This is a genomic window from Exiguobacterium aestuarii, assembly GCF_020171655.1.
Taxonomy (GTDB): domain Bacteria; phylum Bacillota; class Bacilli; order Exiguobacteriales; family Exiguobacteriaceae; genus Exiguobacterium; species Exiguobacterium aestuarii_A.
The window spans coordinates 532,873-552,052 of the sequence record NZ_JAIVAC010000001.1 but is presented as its reverse complement, the minus strand read 5'-3'; the positions used below and the strand labels follow the sequence as shown (position 1 = coordinate 552,052).

17 protein-coding genes are annotated in these 19,180 nt (G+C 46.4%); 1 reads left to right on the top strand and 16 read right to left on the bottom strand.

Features of this window, described 5'->3' with window-relative positions; translation table 11 throughout:
• Window positions 1-5: 5 nt before the first annotated feature.
• From LCM29_RS02835 to LCM29_RS02805, 7 genes are all read right to left on the bottom strand, one after another.
• The gene (locus LCM29_RS02835; protein WP_015881453.1) at window positions 6-1,274 is read right to left on the bottom strand and encodes a Glu/Leu/Phe/Val family dehydrogenase; all 1,269 of its coding nucleotides are present in this window, start codon (window positions 1,272-1,274) and stop codon (window positions 6-8) included.
• A gap of 146 nt (window positions 1,275-1,420) precedes the next feature.
• Window positions 1,421-2,347: a D-alanine--D-alanine ligase gene (locus LCM29_RS02830; protein WP_224860716.1), complete on the bottom strand. Its 927-nt coding sequence runs from the start codon at window positions 2,345-2,347 to the stop codon at window positions 1,421-1,423.
• A gap of 97 nt (window positions 2,348-2,444) precedes the next feature.
• Window positions 2,445-3,023 carry an adaptor protein MecA gene (locus LCM29_RS02825; protein WP_074034646.1) on the bottom strand — a complete coding sequence of 193 codons (579 nt, stop codon included), beginning with the start codon at window positions 3,021-3,023 and terminating at the stop codon, window positions 2,445-2,447.
• A 60-nt stretch (window positions 3,024-3,083) separates the two neighbouring features.
• Window positions 3,084-3,947 carry a MerR family transcriptional regulator gene (locus LCM29_RS02820; protein WP_224860714.1) on the bottom strand — a complete coding sequence of 288 codons (864 nt, stop codon included), beginning with the start codon at window positions 3,945-3,947 and terminating at the stop codon, window positions 3,084-3,086.
• Window positions 3,948-4,075: 128 nt separating this feature from the next.
• On the bottom strand, window positions 4,076-4,276 hold the full coding sequence (locus LCM29_RS02815) for a hypothetical protein (protein ID WP_074034648.1): 201 nt from the start codon (window positions 4,274-4,276) through the stop codon (window positions 4,076-4,078).
• Window positions 4,277-4,317: 41 nt separating this feature from the next.
• Window positions 4,318-5,745: a RecQ family ATP-dependent DNA helicase gene (locus LCM29_RS02810; protein ID WP_224860712.1), complete on the bottom strand. Its 1,428-nt coding sequence runs from the start codon at window positions 5,743-5,745 to the stop codon at window positions 4,318-4,320.
• Window positions 5,729-6,751: a helix-turn-helix domain-containing protein gene (locus LCM29_RS02805; RefSeq protein WP_214875520.1), complete on the bottom strand. Its 1,023-nt coding sequence runs from the start codon at window positions 6,749-6,751 to the stop codon at window positions 5,729-5,731. Before LCM29_RS02805 ends, LCM29_RS02810 begins: the two co-directional genes overlap by 17 nt.
• A 142-nt stretch (window positions 6,752-6,893) precedes the next feature.
• Between LCM29_RS02805 and LCM29_RS02800 the strand changes: the two genes are divergently transcribed.
• Window positions 6,894-7,142 carry a ferredoxin gene (locus tag LCM29_RS02800; RefSeq protein ID WP_074034651.1) on the top strand — a complete coding sequence of 83 codons (249 nt, stop codon included), beginning with the start codon at window positions 6,894-6,896 and terminating at the stop codon, window positions 7,140-7,142.
• 158 nt (window positions 7,143-7,300) lie between these two features.
• Here the strand turns inward: LCM29_RS02800 and LCM29_RS02795 are convergent, their stop codons facing one another.
• From LCM29_RS02795 to LCM29_RS02755, 9 genes are all read right to left on the bottom strand, one after another.
• Window positions 7,301-8,260, bottom strand: coding sequence for an ABC transporter permease (locus tag LCM29_RS02795; RefSeq protein WP_074034652.1), 960 nt, complete (start codon window positions 8,258-8,260; stop codon window positions 7,301-7,303).
• Window positions 8,257-9,321: an ABC transporter permease gene (locus LCM29_RS02790; RefSeq protein ID WP_214691853.1), complete on the bottom strand. Its 1,065-nt coding sequence runs from the start codon at window positions 9,319-9,321 to the stop codon at window positions 8,257-8,259. The genes LCM29_RS02795 and LCM29_RS02790 overlap by 4 nt, the downstream gene beginning before the upstream one ends.
• The gene (locus LCM29_RS02785) at window positions 9,318-10,844 is read right to left on the bottom strand and encodes an ABC transporter ATP-binding protein (protein ID WP_214745406.1); all 1,527 of its coding nucleotides are present in this window, start codon (window positions 10,842-10,844) and stop codon (window positions 9,318-9,320) included. Before LCM29_RS02785 ends, LCM29_RS02790 begins: the two co-directional genes overlap by 4 nt.
• A gap of 63 nt (window positions 10,845-10,907) precedes the next feature.
• On the bottom strand, window positions 10,908-11,996 hold the full coding sequence (locus LCM29_RS02780; RefSeq protein WP_214693960.1) for a BMP family lipoprotein: 1,089 nt from the start codon (window positions 11,994-11,996) through the stop codon (window positions 10,908-10,910).
• Between the two features lie 130 nt (window positions 11,997-12,126).
• On the bottom strand, window positions 12,127-12,846 hold the full coding sequence (locus LCM29_RS02775) for a GntR family transcriptional regulator (RefSeq protein WP_074034655.1): 720 nt from the start codon (window positions 12,844-12,846) through the stop codon (window positions 12,127-12,129).
• 401 nt (window positions 12,847-13,247) lie between these two features.
• Window positions 13,248-15,452 carry an FtsK/SpoIIIE family DNA translocase gene (locus tag LCM29_RS02770; protein WP_224860710.1) on the bottom strand — a complete coding sequence of 735 codons (2,205 nt, stop codon included), beginning with the start codon at window positions 15,450-15,452 and terminating at the stop codon, window positions 13,248-13,250.
• 62 nt (window positions 15,453-15,514) lie between these two features.
• Window positions 15,515-17,182, bottom strand: a complete 1,668-nt coding sequence (locus LCM29_RS02765) for a ribonuclease J (protein ID WP_074034657.1) — start codon at window positions 17,180-17,182, stop codon at window positions 15,515-15,517.
• Between the two features lie 94 nt (window positions 17,183-17,276).
• Window positions 17,277-17,930, bottom strand: coding sequence for a M15 family metallopeptidase (locus LCM29_RS02760; protein ID WP_224860708.1), 654 nt, complete (start codon window positions 17,928-17,930; stop codon window positions 17,277-17,279).
• Complete coding sequence (locus LCM29_RS02755) at window positions 17,927-19,180, bottom strand: lipid II:glycine glycyltransferase FemX (RefSeq protein WP_224860706.1); 1,254 nt, start codon at window positions 19,178-19,180, stop codon at window positions 17,927-17,929. The genes LCM29_RS02760 and LCM29_RS02755 overlap by 4 nt, the downstream gene beginning before the upstream one ends.

Below are 19,180 nucleotides of genomic sequence, written 5' to 3'. Positions count from 1 at the left end.
TTGATTTAAACCCAACCGCGGAAACGTGACGCTTCCGCCATCTTACGTACACCGACCATATAGGCAGCGAGACGCATATCGACTTTGCGGGCTGAAGATGTGTTGTAAACAGTGTTGAACGAATGAACGAGTACTTTTTCAAGTTTTTCCTCGACCTCTTCTTCCGTCCAGTAGTAACCTTGGTTGTTTTGTACCCATTCGAAGTAAGAAACCGTGACCCCACCACTTGATGCCAATACGTCTGGCACGAGGAGAATTCCGCGCTCCGTCAAAATTTTCGTCGCTTCGTTCGTCGTCGGTCCGTTCGCCGCTTCCACTACGATGGAAGCTTTAATGGCATCGGCGTTATCTTCCGTGATTTGATTCTCGATAGCAGCTGGCACGAGAATGTCACAGTCAAGTTCTAACATCTCTTTATTCGAGATTGTGTTTTTGAAGAGCGTCGAAATCGTACCGAATGAATCACGACGGTCTAACAAGTACGGGATATCTAAGCCATTCTCGTCATGGATCGCACCGTAAGCGTCACTGACCGCAATCACTTTTGCTCCGGCATCGTACATGAATTTCGAAAGGAAGCTACCCGCGTTCCCGAATCCTTGAACAACGACACGGGCACCCTTCAGTTCGATGCCACGGCGGAGTGCCGCTTCTCGAATCATGATGGCTACACCTTTCGCAGTCGCAGTTTCACGACCGTGCGAACCGCCAAGTACAAGCGGTTTACCTGTAATAAAACCTGGTGAGTTGAATTCATCGATTCGGCTATACTCATCCATCATCCATGCCATGATTTGCGAGTTCGTGAACACGTCCGGAGCAGGGATATCTTTTGTCGGTCCTACAATTTGGCTAATGGCACGCACATAACCACGGCTTAATCGTTCGATTTCACGGAAACTCATTTCACGTGGGTCACAGACGATTCCGCCTTTCCCCCCACCGTATGGCAAGTCAACAATCCCCGCCTTTAAACTCATCCATACAGATAATGCTTTGACTTCTACTTCAGTTACGCTCGGGTGGAACCGAATTCCCCCTTTTGTCGGTCCGACCGCATCGTTATGTTGAGCGCGATAACCCGTAAAGATTTTTGTCGAGCCGTCATCCATGCGAACTGGGATCCGAACGGTCAGCATGCGAAGCGGTTCTTTCAATAACTCGTACATCTCATCTGGATAGCCGAGTTTATCTAAAGCTTCGTGAATTACCTCTTGTGTCGATTCCAAGATGTTTTTTCGTTTTTGATGACCTTTTTCTTGATCCGTAATCATGAAGGTTTCCTCCCCTAAATTGTCAATTCTCCCCCAAGAATTAACCTCGTATTCGTTTAAAAGTATAGCTGATACACGCTCAATTTGAAAGGGTTTTACAAAAATAATGAAAGCGTTTTCTTGAAGTGTGGAATGATCCAGATGTCTTACTTCGACTCGCGTTCGAGTGCTAGCTCCATAAAGCGTTCTAAAAGCTCGCCATACGAGATTCCGACTGTTTTCGCACTGTCCGGGAAGAGACTCAACGGCGTCATTCCAGGCAGCGTGTTCGTTTCTAAAATATACGCTTCACCCGATTCCGATACGAGGAAATCTGAACGTGAGTACCCTGAGCAACCGAGCGCACGGTGAGCCATGACAGCCGCTTGTTGCACTTCCATCGTCAACTCATCCGAGATTTCGGCTGGACAAACATGAATCGAACCACCTTCTGTATACTTCGACTCGTAGTCGTAAAACTCATTTTTTGGAATGATTTCAATAACAGGAAGTGCTTCTTCTTTCCCGAAGTTTCCGATGACCGGTACCGTCAATTCTTTTCCTTTAATGTACTGCTCGACTAATACTGCTGAATCACATGAAAATGCTCGATTAATTCCCGCACGTAACATCGACTCGTCCATCGCAATTGTCAAACCGTTCGAAGAACCTTCTTGTGCAGGCTTGACGACACACGGAAACTCATTTCCCCACTCAGCTACTTTCGCATCAATCGAATCCACAGATTCAATTAACACGTCGCGCGCCACACGGATGCCTGATGCTGCGAAGATGATTTTCGCTCGTGCCTTATCCATCGCAAGAGCAGATGCTAGGACACCTGACCCCGTGTAAGGGATTCCCGCCATTTCAAGCAACGATTGGACGCGACCATCTTCGCCATATTTCCCGTGTAATGCGCTGACGACGACATCGACATCTAACGTCAATAACTCGTTCGCGCGTTCTGGATGAAAATCGATTGCCGTGACCTCATGGCCACGCTCCGTCAATGCCTCAATCATCCCTTGTCCACTTGTGAGGGATACCTCACGTTCTCCTGACACTCCACCATACAATACAGCGACCTTCATTCCAATCTCTCCTTCAACTAACTACTGAAAATTCATGTCTAATCATAACACGGACATATCAAAAACAATAGAAACAGAAAAGTAAAAAAAGCCGTACTTATGCGAATGCATCGTACAGCTCTTTCACAGCCTGTTCAGTTTGAATCGTTTTTCCATATTCCATCATGACGTACGGACTGACCGTAGTCGTTTTACCATATTCGGACAAAATGGCAGCGAGACGTTCTTCCACTTTCTCGGGTAGCACTTCCACGAAGTGGAGATAGTACCGTCCCTCATAGTGATAAAGTGCTCCACCCTGCTCAGTTTCATGTATATGTGGAAACAGTTGAATCGACGCGTTAATCACATCTTCGATATCATCAAACTGATAAATCAAATGATGAATGACATCAATTGTGAGTCGAATCTCAACTTGCTCGACATCAAGCTCTGCTATGGCCTCACCTTTTTGAACATCGATGACGAGACCATCGCGTGGAAACATCGTCACATTCAAATCGACCGCTCCTTGCGGAGAAAACCCGTATTCACTCTCTGCTGTCTCAAGTAATTCTTTCCACAGCTGTTGACCGTTTTCCCCCACGATCGTATCGATGGCGATTCCACGTAACGAAAGCTCATTCGCAGTCACATATACACGAAGATGTTCTTTTGTTTGTTTTTCAAATCTCAATCGAAAACCTCCAGTGAATATTCAATCCTACTAATAAGCTACTCCCGTTTTAATCCCGTGTCAAATAGTTGATAACCATTTCGTCCACTCTTCTGGCGCATCGCCAAGAAATGCATCATCGAACTGACTCCGTTCGAGGCTGACCGCGTATCCACCCGCCCCAATCTTTAATGTAGGATGCTCTTCTTGAATATATTCCATCGCCTCTAACAAGTTCGGGATATTGTCCGTCAAGGTGCATGCAAAAATAAGGCACGATGTGTTAATGTCGTGCAGCGCCTTACTTAAATCTTCTTTCGGGAAGCCCGCTCCTAAAAAGATGACGTCGTACCCATGTTGACGCAAATAAAGTGTGACGAACAGCAATCCAATTTCATGCATCTCACCCGGTGCACAGACACAAGTGACTCGTGGAAGAAACGGATTCATCGGCATTTGAAGTGACAACGTAGAAAGACGCGCTCGTAAAAACGCCGTGGCGAAGTGCTCATGGGCAATCGTAATCGTTCCTTGCTCCCACTTTGAACCAATATCCATCAGTAACGGTCCGATGATATCTTTTGTCACCTTTTCAAAACTGAACGTATTAAACGCACGATTAATTAGATCATGCGAGGTCCGCTCATCAAAAGAAAGCAATGCCTGAAGCAGGGCATCCTTCAACTCTTCATCGTAAAGCTTCGCAAACTTCGGTTCTGGTTCAGGAGCTTGGTGGAGTTGTTGAATGGCTTGAGAGACCGTCAATCCCTCTTTTTGCTTGTCTACCACCCACTTAATTTTCTCGACATCTTGATCTGAATACAGGCGGTGACCTGATTCGGTTCGGCTCGGTACGATAAATTGATATCGCCGTTCCCATGCTCGAATGGTCGTTGGATTGACACCGGTCAACGTCGCCACAGTCTTAATGGAGTATTTCGGCATCTCCGCCCTCCTCTCTTATTCGTTCTATGATATAAGTATATCCTCAATTGAAAAGGTTTACCCCTTTTATTGTGCAATCGAGTATTTTCCCAAAATAAAAAAAGGCACGGACCATGTCCGTACCCTTCTTAAAAAATGGCATCTCGCCCGATATATATGAAAATGAGAATAATCGCTAACATGGCGAAAGTTAGAGTCATCGCCAACGGGCGCTTCATCAAGTTATCATTTAACTTCCTCTTCCGTTCATGCTCTTGCCTCTCCGATCGAGACGGCAACGTGTCCGCCAACTGCTCGCGCAAAGAATCTGCCTGATTCCGATGTCGCAACGTATGCCCTCCTTTACCTTTTTTATCATTTTACTATGATATTATTCAAAGGAAAAGATTTGCGTCAACCGTATTTTCCATTCTGTCACATTTTTTCGAACGATTTGCGGTGTCTCAGGGAACTCAATCGTCCCACACACATCACAACATTCCTCTTGGTCGATTGTCGGCTCCGAAAAATAACGGAGTAAATAATCACGTCGGCACGTTCGGATAAGTGCATAATCCATCATCTGTCCGAGCTGACGATAGCGATCACGTTTTCTTTCTTTTACCCAATCGAGCGCCTCTTGAAGCGAGCGTTCAGACAGCATCTGCTTCAAAAGAAGGAATTTCGGGTCTTCTTCGTTCATTCTTAATAAACGGGGTAATTGCGAAAGTTTCGTGCCATTCTCACACTCAAAGTATGCTAAGCGGATCTCTTCGTCTTTTGGATATTGACCGTCAATTAAAAACTGCTGAATGCGTTCATCCCCATCCGCATAAAGGAGAACAGCAAACGCCGCTGCTCCATCTCTACCTGCACGACCAATCTCCTGCATATATGCTTCCACCGTCGCAGGGATTTGATAGTGGATGACAGAGCGGACGTTGTCTTTGTTCACGCCCATCCCGAATGCACTCGTACACACCATGACCGACACTTCATTCCGTAAAAATTGAGATTGTACGAGCCGCCGGTCTTCCGTTGACATACCACCGTGATAAAACAACGCGTCCTCTAGTTCAAACGCCAATGCCTCGGCTTCCCGACGTGTCGCCGTATAGACGACTGCAGGTTTTGGAACATCTCGGACCAATTCTTTTAGCCGATCAAGTTTCTTCTCTTTTTCAAGTCGTTCGACCATCAATCGAATTTCTGGTCGATTCGCGGAATGGACGAACTGCTCAGGTGAAAAGAGTGCCAACTTTTCAATAATATCTTGCTTCACACTCTCCGGTGCCGTCGCCGTGACGGCCATGCACTGAGGACTCCCGATTTGTTTACGTAGTTCGCCTAAACGCGCATATTCCGGTCTGAACTCATGACCCCATTGTGAGATACAGTGCGCCTCGTCAATGACGAGCATTTGAATCTTCACGTTTGAGAGTGCGCGTGTAACGTACGGAACGGCCAACTGTTCGGGGGAGAGATATAAAAATCGATAACGTTTCAAGTGATTGATGATTTCTTGCTTTTCTTCAGAAGACTCCATCGACGTCAAACGTGCGACGCCACGTTCTCCCCGCTCTCGGATATGGAGCATTTGGTCTTCAATCAAGGAGAGGAGAGGCGAGACGATGACCGTCAATCCCCCGTTCTTGATGTACGAAGGGAGTTGAAACGTCAACGACTTCCCTGCCCCTGTCGGCATGACGGCTAATACATCTTGTCCCTCTACAACGGAGTGGATGATTTCATGCTGCCCAGGACGAAATGAATCATATCCGAACACGCGTTTCAATGTCGATTCATACAAATGTCTCACCTCGTTTCAACCTTGCGAACACAAGGCGTATTTGAAAGTAACTCACGTTGCCCATCTTTTCAAATATAGGTTTCAAAGCCCAGCTCTCTGGGTCTCGCAGTTTCTCGATGGTGACGATATCGTCGCTCGGAACAAATTGATCGAGGGGAAAGATATCTAAATACATCGCCATCTCTACCACATGATCCTCAATCGTGCTCGTTCGTAGTCGGCGGCTCGATTGAACTTGTTGAAACGAATAGCCTTTGAGGAAGAGATCATACGATTCACGTGCTGAATAGGTCATACGTTCAGTCGATAGTCCGTACGTGAAACCCCGAAGCTTCGCCTCTTTCGGTAACACAGTTAACAGCTCATTCCATCCTGCTAAAAAATAGAGGCGAGCCGTCTCTGCATCGACATCAAGTAGACTGGCGATTTGTTCATAGGTCAGACCGGTCTCGAAGGCTCCCGTGAATCGATAGACGACCGCTGTCGCATATGGGTCCCCAATGATGTCAAGTGCATCCTCGATCTCATGATGGAATGTTTGCATAAGCACCTTCCAATCTCGATCGATCTGTAACAACTGTTTGACCCACTGTTCCGCAGGTCGATCGGCTTGAACGGGATAAAACGTCCTCTCATGTTCCCTAGACATGAATGTCTGGACAAAGAGGCTCAAACGTTTCCACGTCGTCGCATTATAATCACGGCGCTCTCCCCCTAAACGATTGAATAAATCCTTTACCGTTTCAGGTGAAGACAATAGGTTTCCCGCTTCTGTCAGTTTAAACTGTTTACGGTCCAGCCATCCCCGCTTTTCAAATCCTTTTAACAAAGATTCATATGAGTACGTCGTTTGAGGAAATTGACCAAAAACAGGCTCTAGCTCATAAAAGAACGCATCTTGTAACGTCGTTGCCGAGCGCTTTCCGTTCAAGACATGGAACAGGCTACGTTCACTCCGTTCCCCATTTAATCGCTTAATGGCCAGCAGTAAAACTCCATCTGCTAAATGAACCAAGTCGTCACATCCTTAAAAAAATCATTATCCTACCAAAAAGACACTCGTTTCCTCATTGAAATAATTGGGTATGTAGACTACAATTACTCGTAGACAGTAGATTGATTTCTAAGAGAAACGAACCGTTTGGAGGGTTATTATCATGGCAAAATTTACTATCGTCGATAAAGATACATGTATCGCATGCGGAGCTTGTGGCGCAGCAGCACCAGATATTTACGATTACGATGATGAGGGTCTCGCATTCAACTTGATGGATGACAACACAGGTACTGTGGAAATCCCTGATGAGTTGTACGAAGACATGATGGATGCATTCGAAGGGTGCCCGACCGATTCAATCAAAGTGGCAGATGAATCGTTCGATGGCGATGCATTAAAGTACGAATAAACTTGCAAAGACATATTGGTCAAATGACCGATATGTCTTTTTTATTCACTGCTCTATCCCACTCTAATCATGACAGCTCTAGCCAAGTATAACAAAAAAGGTTGTTTGGCTTAAGCACCAAACAACCTTTCCGAAATGGACATATGTCCTATTCTGGATTAACGTTTTCCTTTAATATATGGAATACCGACCGACTTCGGTGCATCTGCACGACCGACGAGTCCAGCGAGCGCAAGAATCGTGAGTGCGTAAGGTGCAATCAAAAGTAGAAGCTGCGGCACGTTATTGATGACAGGCAAGTTGCTTCCGATAATCGATAACGCTTGGGCGAACCCGAAGAACAATCCAGCGCCGAGCGCTCCGAGCGGATTCCACTTCCCAAAGATCATTGCAGCAATCGCCAAGAACCCTTGACCAACGATTGTCGTTCCACTGAAGTTCGTCGTAACCGTGACGGCGTATACCGCTCCGGCAAGACCACCAAATGCACCAGAGAGCATGACGCCCATAAAGCGCATTTTTGTGACGTTGATCCCCATCGTGTCAGCGGCCATCGGGTGTTCTCCGACTGAACGAAGACGAAGTCCAAATGGCGTCTTGAAGATAACGAACCAGACGACAAACGCTAAAGCGATGGCAACGAATGACGTGTATTGCACGTTAATGAAGAACATTTTTAGAACAGGAATATCTGATAAAAATGGTACATTTTCTTTCGCAATACGGTACTCGATAAAGTCAGTTTGACCTTTGTTGTAAAGCACACGCACAACGAAGATGGCGAGACCAATCGCAAGCATGTTGATTGCTACTCCAAGAACTGTTTGGTCTGCACGCCATAGGATGGCCGGGACAGCCAAGAAGAGAGAGAATAGTGCACCGACTACCATCGCAACGAGCAAGGAGATCCATGGGCTAAATACACCGGCTCCTAAGTCTGTTAACGTGAGCGTCGTGATGATCCCTGTTGCGGCACCGATGATCATAATCCCTTCAAGGGCAATGTTGACGACACCAGAGCGTTCACTGAAAATCCCACCGAGTGCTGCGATAATGAGTGGAGTCGCATAGGCAAGTGCAACCGGTACGACGATATAGAGGACTTCTAAGAAGCTCATTTTTTCTCCACTCCTTTCTTACGATTTCCTTTAAGTTTCTCAATGACATAGTTGATGGCATAACCAGATGCCACAAAGATGACGATTGCTGCGATGATGACTTTGACAAGTTCAGACGGTACGTTCGCACCGAGCTGCATCGCCAATCCACCGATGTTCAATCCAGCAAATAGAATCGCTGCGAGAATGACACCGATTGCTGTGTTGGCACCAAGAAGGGCTACTGCGATCCCGTCAAAACCGACACCTGTGAACGATGCAGAGAGCGTCATACTACCGAACGTCCCGAGACCTTCCATCGCACCAGCGAGACCTGCAAACATCCCTGAGATAACAAACGAAAGGACGATGTTACGGTCAACGCTCATCCCCGCATATTGAGAGGCATGTTTGTTGAAACCGACTGCACGCAACTCATAACCGAGTGTCGTACGCTGAAGAATGTAGTAGTACACAATCGCCGCGAGTACTGCAACGAGGACACCCCAGTGAAGACGTGAGTACGTCGTCAACTCTTGCAACCAAGGTGATGCAAGCGATGCTGATTCATTGATTGAGTCAGTACGCTCGTTCGTCACACCGATGACGCTACGCAAAATCGCATTCGTCGTGTATAGCGCGATATAGTTCATCATGATGGATGTGATAACTTCGTGGACGTAAAACTTCGCTTTCAAGAATCCAGGAACGAAAGCCCAAAGTGCGGCCGCGACCATCGCTGCGAGAAGCGCAAGCGGTAAATGGATGAACATCGGCAAATCGAAGTTGATCCCTACATATACAGCTGCTACCCATCCGATTAATACTTGACCTTCTACCCCGATGTTGAATAACCCCGTCCGGAATGCGAAAGCAACCGCGAGACCCGAGAAGATAAGTGGTGCTGCTGCTCGTAGCGTCTCCCCGACGGCATATGGGCTTCCAAACATCCCTTCAAACAAGGAGATGAAGCCTTGAATCGGGTCGTATCCACCAATCAGCATGACGATGGCTCCGACGAGAAGTCCTAAAATGATTGATAGGAATGGAATGAGAAGTTGATTTAAACTTAATTTTTTCATTCTTTGTCGTCCCCTCTCTGACCGCCGGCCATCAAGAAACCAAGCTCTTGTTCCGTCGTCTCTTTCGGATCACGAATTCCTACGATTTTTCCTTCATAAAGAACGGCGATGCGGTCTGATACGTGTAAAATCTCATCAAGTTCGAACGAAATGAGCAAGACGGCACGGCCCTTTTCACGTTCTTTAACGAGTTGTTCGTGAATAAATTCAATCGCACCGACATCAAGACCGCGCGTCGGCTGTGCTGCGATGAGTAAATCAGGTGAACGATCGACCTCACGGGCAATGATTGCTTTCTGTTGGTTACCACCAGAAAGGGCACGAGCCGGGACATCGATGGATGGAGTTCGGACGTCAAACTTCTCAATCAACGCCTTCGCTTTCTCTGCCACAGCTTTATAATTCATGAGTCCTCGTTTCGAGAATGGTTCTTTATAATAAGTTTGAAGAACCATGTTGTCACGAATCGAGTAGTCAAGGACGAGACCATGTTTATGACGGTCCTGTGGAATGTGTCCGATTCCAGCTTCCGTCATTTTACGTGGCGTATGCCCCGTCACATCTTTTCCATTGAGCAAAACTTTACCCGACTCCGGTTTCTTGAGCCCAGAGATCGCTTCAATCAGTTCCGTCTGACCGTTACCGTCAATTCCGGCAATACCAAGCACTTCTCCAGCACGAATCTGAAGGTCTAATCCTTCAACAACTTTCAAACCACGACTGTCTTTGACGACAAGCCCTTGAACGTCGAGAACGACTTGTTGCGGGTCGGCTTTCGAATACTCTGCATCGAAATTAACTTCACGCCCGACCATCATTTCAGCAAGACTATCTTCGTTAACCGTCTCGTCCACTTCAACGGTACCAATATAACGTCCGCGGCGAATGACCGTGCATCGGTCTGCGACTTGCATAATTTCCTTCAGCTTGTGCGTAATCAAGATGATCGACTTACCTTCAGCAATCAGACGTTTCATAATTTGGATAAGTTCTTGAATCTCTTGTGGTGTCAACACTGCCGTCGGTTCATCGAAGATCAAAATATCCGCCCCGCGATAGAGCGTCTTCAAGATTTCTACACGCTGTTGCATGCCGACTGAAATATCTTCAATCTTCGCGTCTGGATCAATCTTAAGTCCATACTGTTCTGAAATATCCATGACCTTTTTACGGGCTGTCGCACGGTCTATCGTCACACCGCTCTTTGGCTCAAGTCCAAGGATGATGTTTTCAGTGACTGTGAATTTTTCAACTAGCATAAAGTGTTGGTGGACCATCCCGATCCCAAGTTCGTTGGCGATGTTCGGGTTTTCAATATCCACTTTCTTTCCGTGCACACGAATCTCTCCGCCTTCAGGCTGATAGAGACCGAATAACACGTTCATGAGCGTCGACTTCCCCGCCCCGTTCTCTCCGAGAAGCGCATGGATTTCTCCTTTGCGCAATTGGAGTGTGATATTGTCGTTCGCAACGAACGTACCGAACTCTTTGCGAATATTTAGCATTTCAATTACATATTCCAAGGAAGTTCACCCCTAACTTTAAGTAAAGGGAGACCACATGGGTCCCCCCTTCACTCAAATGAATTATTTTACGTTTTTCATGAACTCTTCGAACTCAGCGTCAGTTGCTGGTGCAGTGAGTTCTCCGTCAACCAATTGTGTACGGTATTCTTCAACTTTATCGAGAATCTCTTGTGAAACGTGCTTGTCAGAAGTTTCTGCGATGCCGACACCGTCATCTTTCAAACCGAACTCGATGATTTCGCCGCCTGGGAATTCTCCGTCCATCGTCTGTTTCGATACATCATAAGTAGCTGTATCTACACGTTTAACCATTGAAGTCAACGTAACGTCTTCTGGAAGACCTTCTTCGTACTGGTCACGGTCAACCCCGATTACCCAAACTTCTTCGCCGTTCTTCTTACGGTTTTTCGCTTCTGTGAATACCCCTACACCTGTACCACCAGCTGCATGATAGATGATGTCCGATCCAGAACCGTACATACCTGAAGCGATTGCTGTTCCTTTTTCAGCCGAGTTGAAGTCTTCTGCATACTTCACGTCGATTGTTGCTTCTGGGTTAACAGCCATGACACCCGCTTTAAATCCATTTTCAAACTTCTTGATCAAGTCTGATTCTACTCCACCGATGAAACCGACTTTATCAGTTGTCGTTGTGAGACCGGCAATGACACCAACGAGGAATGAACCTTCTTGCTCTTTAAACGTGATTGAAGCAACGTTCGGAGCGTCAACAACCATATCAACGATTGCGAAGTTATTGTCTGGGAACTGCTCAGCAACTTTTTGTACGTCTTCAGCCATCAAGAAGCCGATACCGTAGATCAAGTTGAAGTTGTCACGAGCCAATTGTTGCAAGTTTGGCTGGTAGTCCGCTTGTTTAGCTGATTGAAGGTATTTGTATCCTTCGTTTTCAGTCAAGTTGTTGTCTTCACCGAATTTCGTGAGACCTTCCCAAGCAGATTGGTTGAATGATTTGTCATCAACACCGCCAGTATCTGTAACCATTGCTACTTTGAAGTCGCCGCCCTCGCCGCCTTCGCCGTTTGAAGATGAGCCGCCTTCGTTGTCATCTCCACCGCATGCTGCGAGTACTGTAGAGAGTGTGAGTCCTGCTGCTAAAGCTGAGAGAATCGTTTTCTTTTTGTTCATCATCGTCGTGTTTCCCCTTTCGGTTCATAACAAATTTTGTTGTCATGTTATCAGTAGTCTTTACACCGGTATAAGAAAGCGCTTTCACGCTGTTCCCCAAAAATAACTTTTCCGTCAAAAAACTGTTCGGTTACACTCGTTTACGTACGACGTGGAAGTCGAATCGATCAGCTCGGAAAAAGTTGGCCGAATCGAGCAATGGTAAATCACTCTCATCGTAATGCAATTGTTTTAAAGCGAGTAACGGTTGGTCCGTCTGAAGTTGTGACGAAATTTCAGAGCTGACGCTCGGTTCGATGTGCGTGATTGCGTATGCGACTCGACGTCCTACCTCTTTTTCGAGAGAGTCAAACAAAGACTTCCCTTCAGTCAATGCCTCGGGATTCGAGACGAGATGGGCCGGCACTTTGTCGACACAATAAACGACCGGTGTGTCATCCGCATATCGAATTCGAACAATCCGATAAATCGGTGAGTTCGGCTCAATCTTGAGACGCTCGGCTTCTCTCTCTGTTGCCAACACTTTCTCGGCCACCAATACTTTCGTTCCTGGTGTCATTTTTGCACGTGTGATCATATCAGTGACACTGAACAATTCTTCAATTCCTGACGTGAATGGCGGTTTAGAACTAATAAATGTCCCTACCCCATGTTTTCGCACGACAAATTTCTCATCTTCGAGAATTCTTAGCGCTTCACGAAGTGTCGCTCGACTTACTCCGAGTTGCTTCGAAAGCTCGAACTCTGAAGGTAACTTCTCACCTTCACGATAGACACCAGCGTCGATATCTTGCTTAATTTTCTCAATCACTCGAAGATAGAGCAATCGATGATCGAGCTTAATCGACATTGGCCTCACCACCTTTAATTTACTTACCAGTGCTCAGACATCTGACGTATGAATGTCCTTGCCAATATTAAGTATAGGGATTCGAGAATTAGAACGCAATAGTTTTTGTTCGGAATCAAGGAAATATTTTAAAAAACCATCTCCAACCGTACCTCTGAGTCCATTTTACCCATTTCGATTCAGTTTGAAAAACTTTTGTAAAATGTAAACGTTATTAAAAAATGTAATCGTTTCAGTAGTTTTTAAAAGTATGTACTAATAAACGTTATAGGACATATGTGCTATATTACATTTATATTATAGCGAACCTCTCTGATTTGCGCGAATATTTCCATATCGTAGAAAAAGGAACAAAAAACGAACGATTGTATATCTATGTATACAATCGTTCGTTTTTAAATTTATTCGTCTTGTTCATGAATTAATACTTTCCTTGGTTTCGAACCTTCTGATGGACCTACGTATCCCGCCTCTTCAAGCGAGTCAATCAAACGCGCTGCCCGATTATAACCAATTCTAAATCTTCGTTGAATCATTGAGGTCGAAGCCGTTTCCTGGGTAACGATGAATTGAATGACTTCTCCGAACAATGAATCGTCCGAGTCAATCGTCGTCACCTCTTCTTCTTTCGGCATCATCGCTTCTACGTACTGCGCACGTTGCTGTGCGATGACGTGATTGACGACCGTTTCGACTTCTTGATCGGAGACGAACGCTCCTTGGACACGTACCGGCTTGTTCATCCCATTAGCAAGCATGAGCATATCGCCACGCCCAAGCAGTTTTTCTGCTCCACCTCCGTCCAAAATCGTCCGGGAATCGGTTTGTGATGAGACCGCAAATGCGATGCGAGACGGGATGTTTGCTTTGATGACCCCTGTAATGACGTCAACCGACGGGCGTTGCGTCGCCAGTACCATATGAATCCCTGCGGCCCGTGCCATTTGCGCGAGTCGCATGATGGCGTCCTCAACGTCATTTGAAGCGACCATCATCAAATCTGCCAACTCATCGACAATGACGACGATGAACGGTAGACGTTTTGCATCCTCATCATCGGACTTATCGACGAGTTCATTGTATCCTTCAATGTTACGGACACCATATCGACTGAAGAGCTCATATCGTCTTTCCATCTCGGCAACGACTTGTTTCAAAGCCTGTGCCGCCTTTTTCGGGTCTGTGACAACCGGCGTCAACAGATGTGGCACACCGTTATAAACATTGAGTTCGACCATTTTTGGGTCAATCATCATGAGACGGACCTCATCCGGTCGAGAACGCATCAAGATGGATACAATCATCCCGTTGATACAGACTGATTTACCGGAACCTGTCGACCCTGCCACGAGTAAGTGCGGCATTTTGTTTAGTGAGATGCCGACAGTCTCGCCACTAATGCTTCGTCCGAGTGCGACGAGCAGTTTTGAATCGTCTTGTTTCACTGGGTCTGCTTCAAGCACTTCACGAAGACAGACTGGAGCGACTTCCTGGTTCGGTACCTCGATACCAATCGCCGCCTTGCCCGGAATCGGTGCTTCGATTCGGATATCTTTCGCGGCAAGCGCAAGTGCGAGATCATCGCTAAGCGACGTGATTCGACTGACCTTCACACCGATGTCCGGCTGTAACTCATACTTCGTGACCGTCGGACCAAGGTGAATTTTCAATACTTTCACCCCTACACCAAACGATTTTAACGTCTTCACTAACTTAGCTGCATTCTCTTTCAAACGTGCATTTTCCCCAGATAAATCGGTGATCACCGGTTCCTTCAGATTCGTGAACGGCGGGAGCTCATACGTGTCTGAGACGTCTTGCGCCGCGGTCATCATCATCTCCTCGGTCGAGATGGATCCATCCGTTTCCGTAGACGGTTCCGTTTTAGGCTCCTCTTTTTTCTCCGCGACAACTTTCTCACTGAATCCGACGATTGGGATGTCATTCATCGTGACCACATCTGATTCTGACTCCACCTCTAAATCGGCTTCCGTCGGCATCGGCTCAGGCGATGGTTTTCGCGACCGTTTCGGTTCGTGATTTTGCTTGTTGTCTTGTTTTTTCTCTGTTTTTGGTCTCGATTGCCATTCTTTTTTCACGGCCATTACGGATTCCTCTAGGCGATGATAGATGGTTCCCCAAATCGTTGGCACATAGAGGGAGACACCGAGGATAAAACAGACGATGCCTAAAAAGATGAGACCGAAATCAGAAAATAAGTATTGGTTTAAGTCATAAAGTCCACCGTTGACCCCACCGCGCTTATCTCCCCAAAGTAAATCTCCAAATAGTAGAAATGAGGCGGTCATACTGAGCAGTCCTGCCCGCTCCATCGGCTTCATCGGTTTTAATATAATCCATAACAGGATGGCAATCATCAAATAGGTAAGCGCACCCCAGCCACCAAACAGGTATTCGGACAAGTCAGAGAGTTGCCGACCAATCCATCCGAAATCGAAAAAGGCAAATACGAATGCGACGATGGAAAGAACGAAAATCCCCCATCCATATGTACGTGGCGCAATCGGTTGTTTTTTCCGTTTTCTCGTGTTTCGCGCTGCGGGTCGCTTCCGCTTCACGGGTGTCTTTCTCGTTTTTTGAGCCACTTTTAGTTCCTCCTAAAAAAAGAAGGCAAAAGTCAGATGACTTTTGCCTCACTCTCATTCCATTAAATCTCCATGATGATCGGCAAGATCATCGGACGACGTTTCGTCTGCTCGAATAAGAAGACGCTAAGTCGCTCGCGGATATTTGATTTCAATTCGGTCCAATCACTGCCAGCTTGCAGACTCTTTTCAATCTGTTTCGTGACAATACGGTTTGCCTCTGAAATCATTTCTTCTGATTCGCGCATATACACGAATCCACGTGAGATAAGTTCAGGTCCTGAAATCAATTTCTTCTGTTTCCGATTCAATGTGACCACGCAAAGCACGACCCCATCTTGTGACAACAAACGACGGTCTCGTAAGACGATGTTCCCGACGTCACCGACGCCAATCCCATCAATCAATACATTACCTGCAGGAACTTTTCGGCTCATCCGGGCTTTTCGACCAGTGAACTCGACGACATCTCCTTTTTCGACGATGAAGATGTTGTTCGGTTTGACACCTACTTGTTCAGCGAGTTTTGAGTGTGCCATTTGCATCCGGTATTCCCCGTGAATCGGTAAGAAGTATTTTGGTTTGACGAGGTTGAGCATTAACTTCAACTCTTCAGCCGAACCGTGTCCGGATACGTGGACTTTACGTTGGTTGTAAATGACGTTTGCCCCAGAACGGAACAATAGATCAATCGTTTTTGAAACCGACTTTTCATTCCCTGGAATCGGTGTCGCCGCAATGACAACTGTGTCGTTCAAACGAATGTTCACTTGCTTATGCGCGTTACGTGCCATACGCGTCAAAGCAGCCATCGGCTCACCTTGAGACCCTGTCGTCAAGATGACGACCTTGTTGTCAGGTAGACGATTCACTTGCGACAACTCGACGAGCGTCTTCGCTTTGAAACGTAAGTAGTTTAATTTTTGTGCGACTTCGACGATATTGACCATACTACGGCCAACGACCGCGACTTTACGGTCATTCGCTTCTGCAGCTGCAAAAACTTGTTGTAAGCGATGGACGTTCGACGCGAATGACGCTACGATGACACGACCTTCGGCTTGATAAATCACATCGTTCAATTCAGCACCGACAATCGATTCTGAACCAGTCTGACCCGGCCGCTCTGCGTTTGTCGAATCAGAAAGTAACGCGAGTACACCGCGCTGTCCAATCGCTGCTAATTTATTGAAATCGGATTGTTTCCCATCGACTGGCGTATAATCAAACTTGAAATCTCCGGTATGGACGATCGCACCTTGAGATGTTTGAATACAAACACCGACACAGTCGGGAATCGAGTGATTGACGCGGAAGAACGTGACGAGATGATCAGCGATAGTCAATTTCGTTTTGGCATCAATCATGCGAAGGTCGACTTCTTTCAACAAACCGGCCTCTTTTAATTTCAGTTCAATTAACCCGAGAGTCAATTTTGTCCCGTATACCGGAACGTGTTTTAAATCGCGTAAGACGTAGCTGAGTCCACCAATGTGGTCTTCGTGACCGTGTGTGATGAAAATCGCACGGACGCGATCCTTGTTTTCTTTTAAATAAGTGATGTCTGGGATGACGATATCAATCCCGAGCATCTCATCGCCTGGAAACATGAGACCGGCATCGATGACGAAGATGTCGTCGTCTAGCTCCACGACGTACATGTTCTTTCCGATTTCGCCTACGCCTCCAAGCGCAAAGACGCTAATATTCTCTGTCTTCTTTTTTGACACTAACAAAAACCTCCTAAATGTTTCATATTCTGTTTCGTCCCTTATCGCTACTGAATATTGTATCGGAAAACGGCTTCATTGCCAACATTTCCGTTCAATCTAGTAGAGGTTTTAGAGTATCGGCAAGCGGTGCGACCGCTTCTTTGTCCGGGCGTTTCCCTGCGTCAAGTTGTCGGATGGACAAGTCAAAGTCCATTTGGAGATGTGGATAGTCAGGGAATGAGTTCCAGTCGCCTCCCCATTCGAAACCAAGCGCCTTTCCTAATTCTCCGAGCTCTTGCCAGTCTGGTATATCGTTACGATTGCGATCCGTACTTAAGTCATAATCCGTTTTATTGTCATGGATGATGACAAAGTCGACTGCAAGTCCATAATTATGATAGCTCTGACCTGCTTTTGCGTTCGTCACAACTTGTCCAGGTTCAGACCGACCTTGCGCATATAATGCGTTCTGTTCTTTTGCTGAACGATACCCTGACGTCAATCGAACTTCGAGATCGAGACAAGAATGTGCCAAGCGCACAAAGGTTGCTCCCCGTTCCGCAACTTGTGGGTGAAGGCGGTCGAAATCAATATTGGTTCTTGCCAAAATTGTATTTTCTGCCTCTATGTCCCGCACACACATGTCCGCTTCAAAGGTCGGCTCATCCACCCAAGGTACAGGTTGGGGCTGCATATAAAAATAAGCCAGCACAATCCCAATCAAGAAGGCGACCATCGCAAGTGATAATACGCCGGTCCACCTCATCTTCTTAACCGTTTCCGCAGTCCTTTAAGGATTGGTAATCCTTTTTCGAGTGCCATATAAAGAGGACGGTTTAAAACGAGGTCGAACTCTCCGACTTTCTCAATCATGTCACTTCCCCATCCAGACTTGAAGGCATAGAGACCCGCATATTCATCATCTGGGTCTGTGCTGCCTGAGACACCGCCGAAGTCATATCGTTCAGCTCCGCTCTCTTTCGCCGCTTGCATCATCGTCCACTGCATCAAATGGTTCGGCATGAACTCACGGAACTCATTCGATGAGGCACCATATAAGTAATACGAACGTCGTCCTGCAAGTGTTAATAATCCACCTGACAACACGAGTCCATCCGGATAAGTCTTATTCAGTTCGATGAGCTCAGGTAACGCCTGCTCAGCTTTTTGAATTTGTGCCACCGTCTGTTCTTTGCGGTTAAGAAGGCTTGTCCGTTTCTTTTCGACCGTCTCCTTCTCTAACCCACGTTCAATCTTTTCCAACTCTTTTTTTGCTTTTTCAAGCGTCGCTTGTTGCTGATCAAGCGCAATTTTCGGTTCGAGCTTTGTCAAAAAGAGTCGCGCATCATTCGGTTGGAGACAATCATATAGATTCTCAAAATAATCGAGTCCTCGAATGGCAAATCCATCACGTTCTCCCGTCACTTTCATGAGGTCGGCAAACGTCTTTAATCCATCTCGCCCGACTTCTTTACAGACGATTCCTTTCTTCTCCGCTAACCGGACGTTATAACGAAATTTATGATGGAATTTCGCAAAGATTTCTTTTTCACTTGGACGTAAATCCGTCTCCATCGTGAAACGAGGTTGCGCATAGTCAAAGCCACCCCCGTACCCTTTATGATGAAATCCGACGGCTTCCATTTCCGTTAAGAGACCCGGTATCTCATCACGGTCGATGTTTGGATCGATTTTGACGACAATCGCCTTGTGATTTGCAGCGACTCGCTTCGTTTCTTTTACAAGTGCCTGGAGAGACGCCACGTCATCATAATCCACTACAAATCCGCGTGGGGCATAACATAACGTATACGGTAACTTCGGCACGCGCTTAAATAACAATAACGCCACACCAGTCGTTAAACCATCACGGGCAACCGCAACGCGCTCCGACGTCCATCCGTTCTGTCGTTTTACATCTCCCCAACTTGATAGTTGTAATAAATCACCACGATCATGAGCTTTGACGAAGTCGTCATGTTCTTTTTCTGTCAACGTAACTGGTTGTACTGCCAT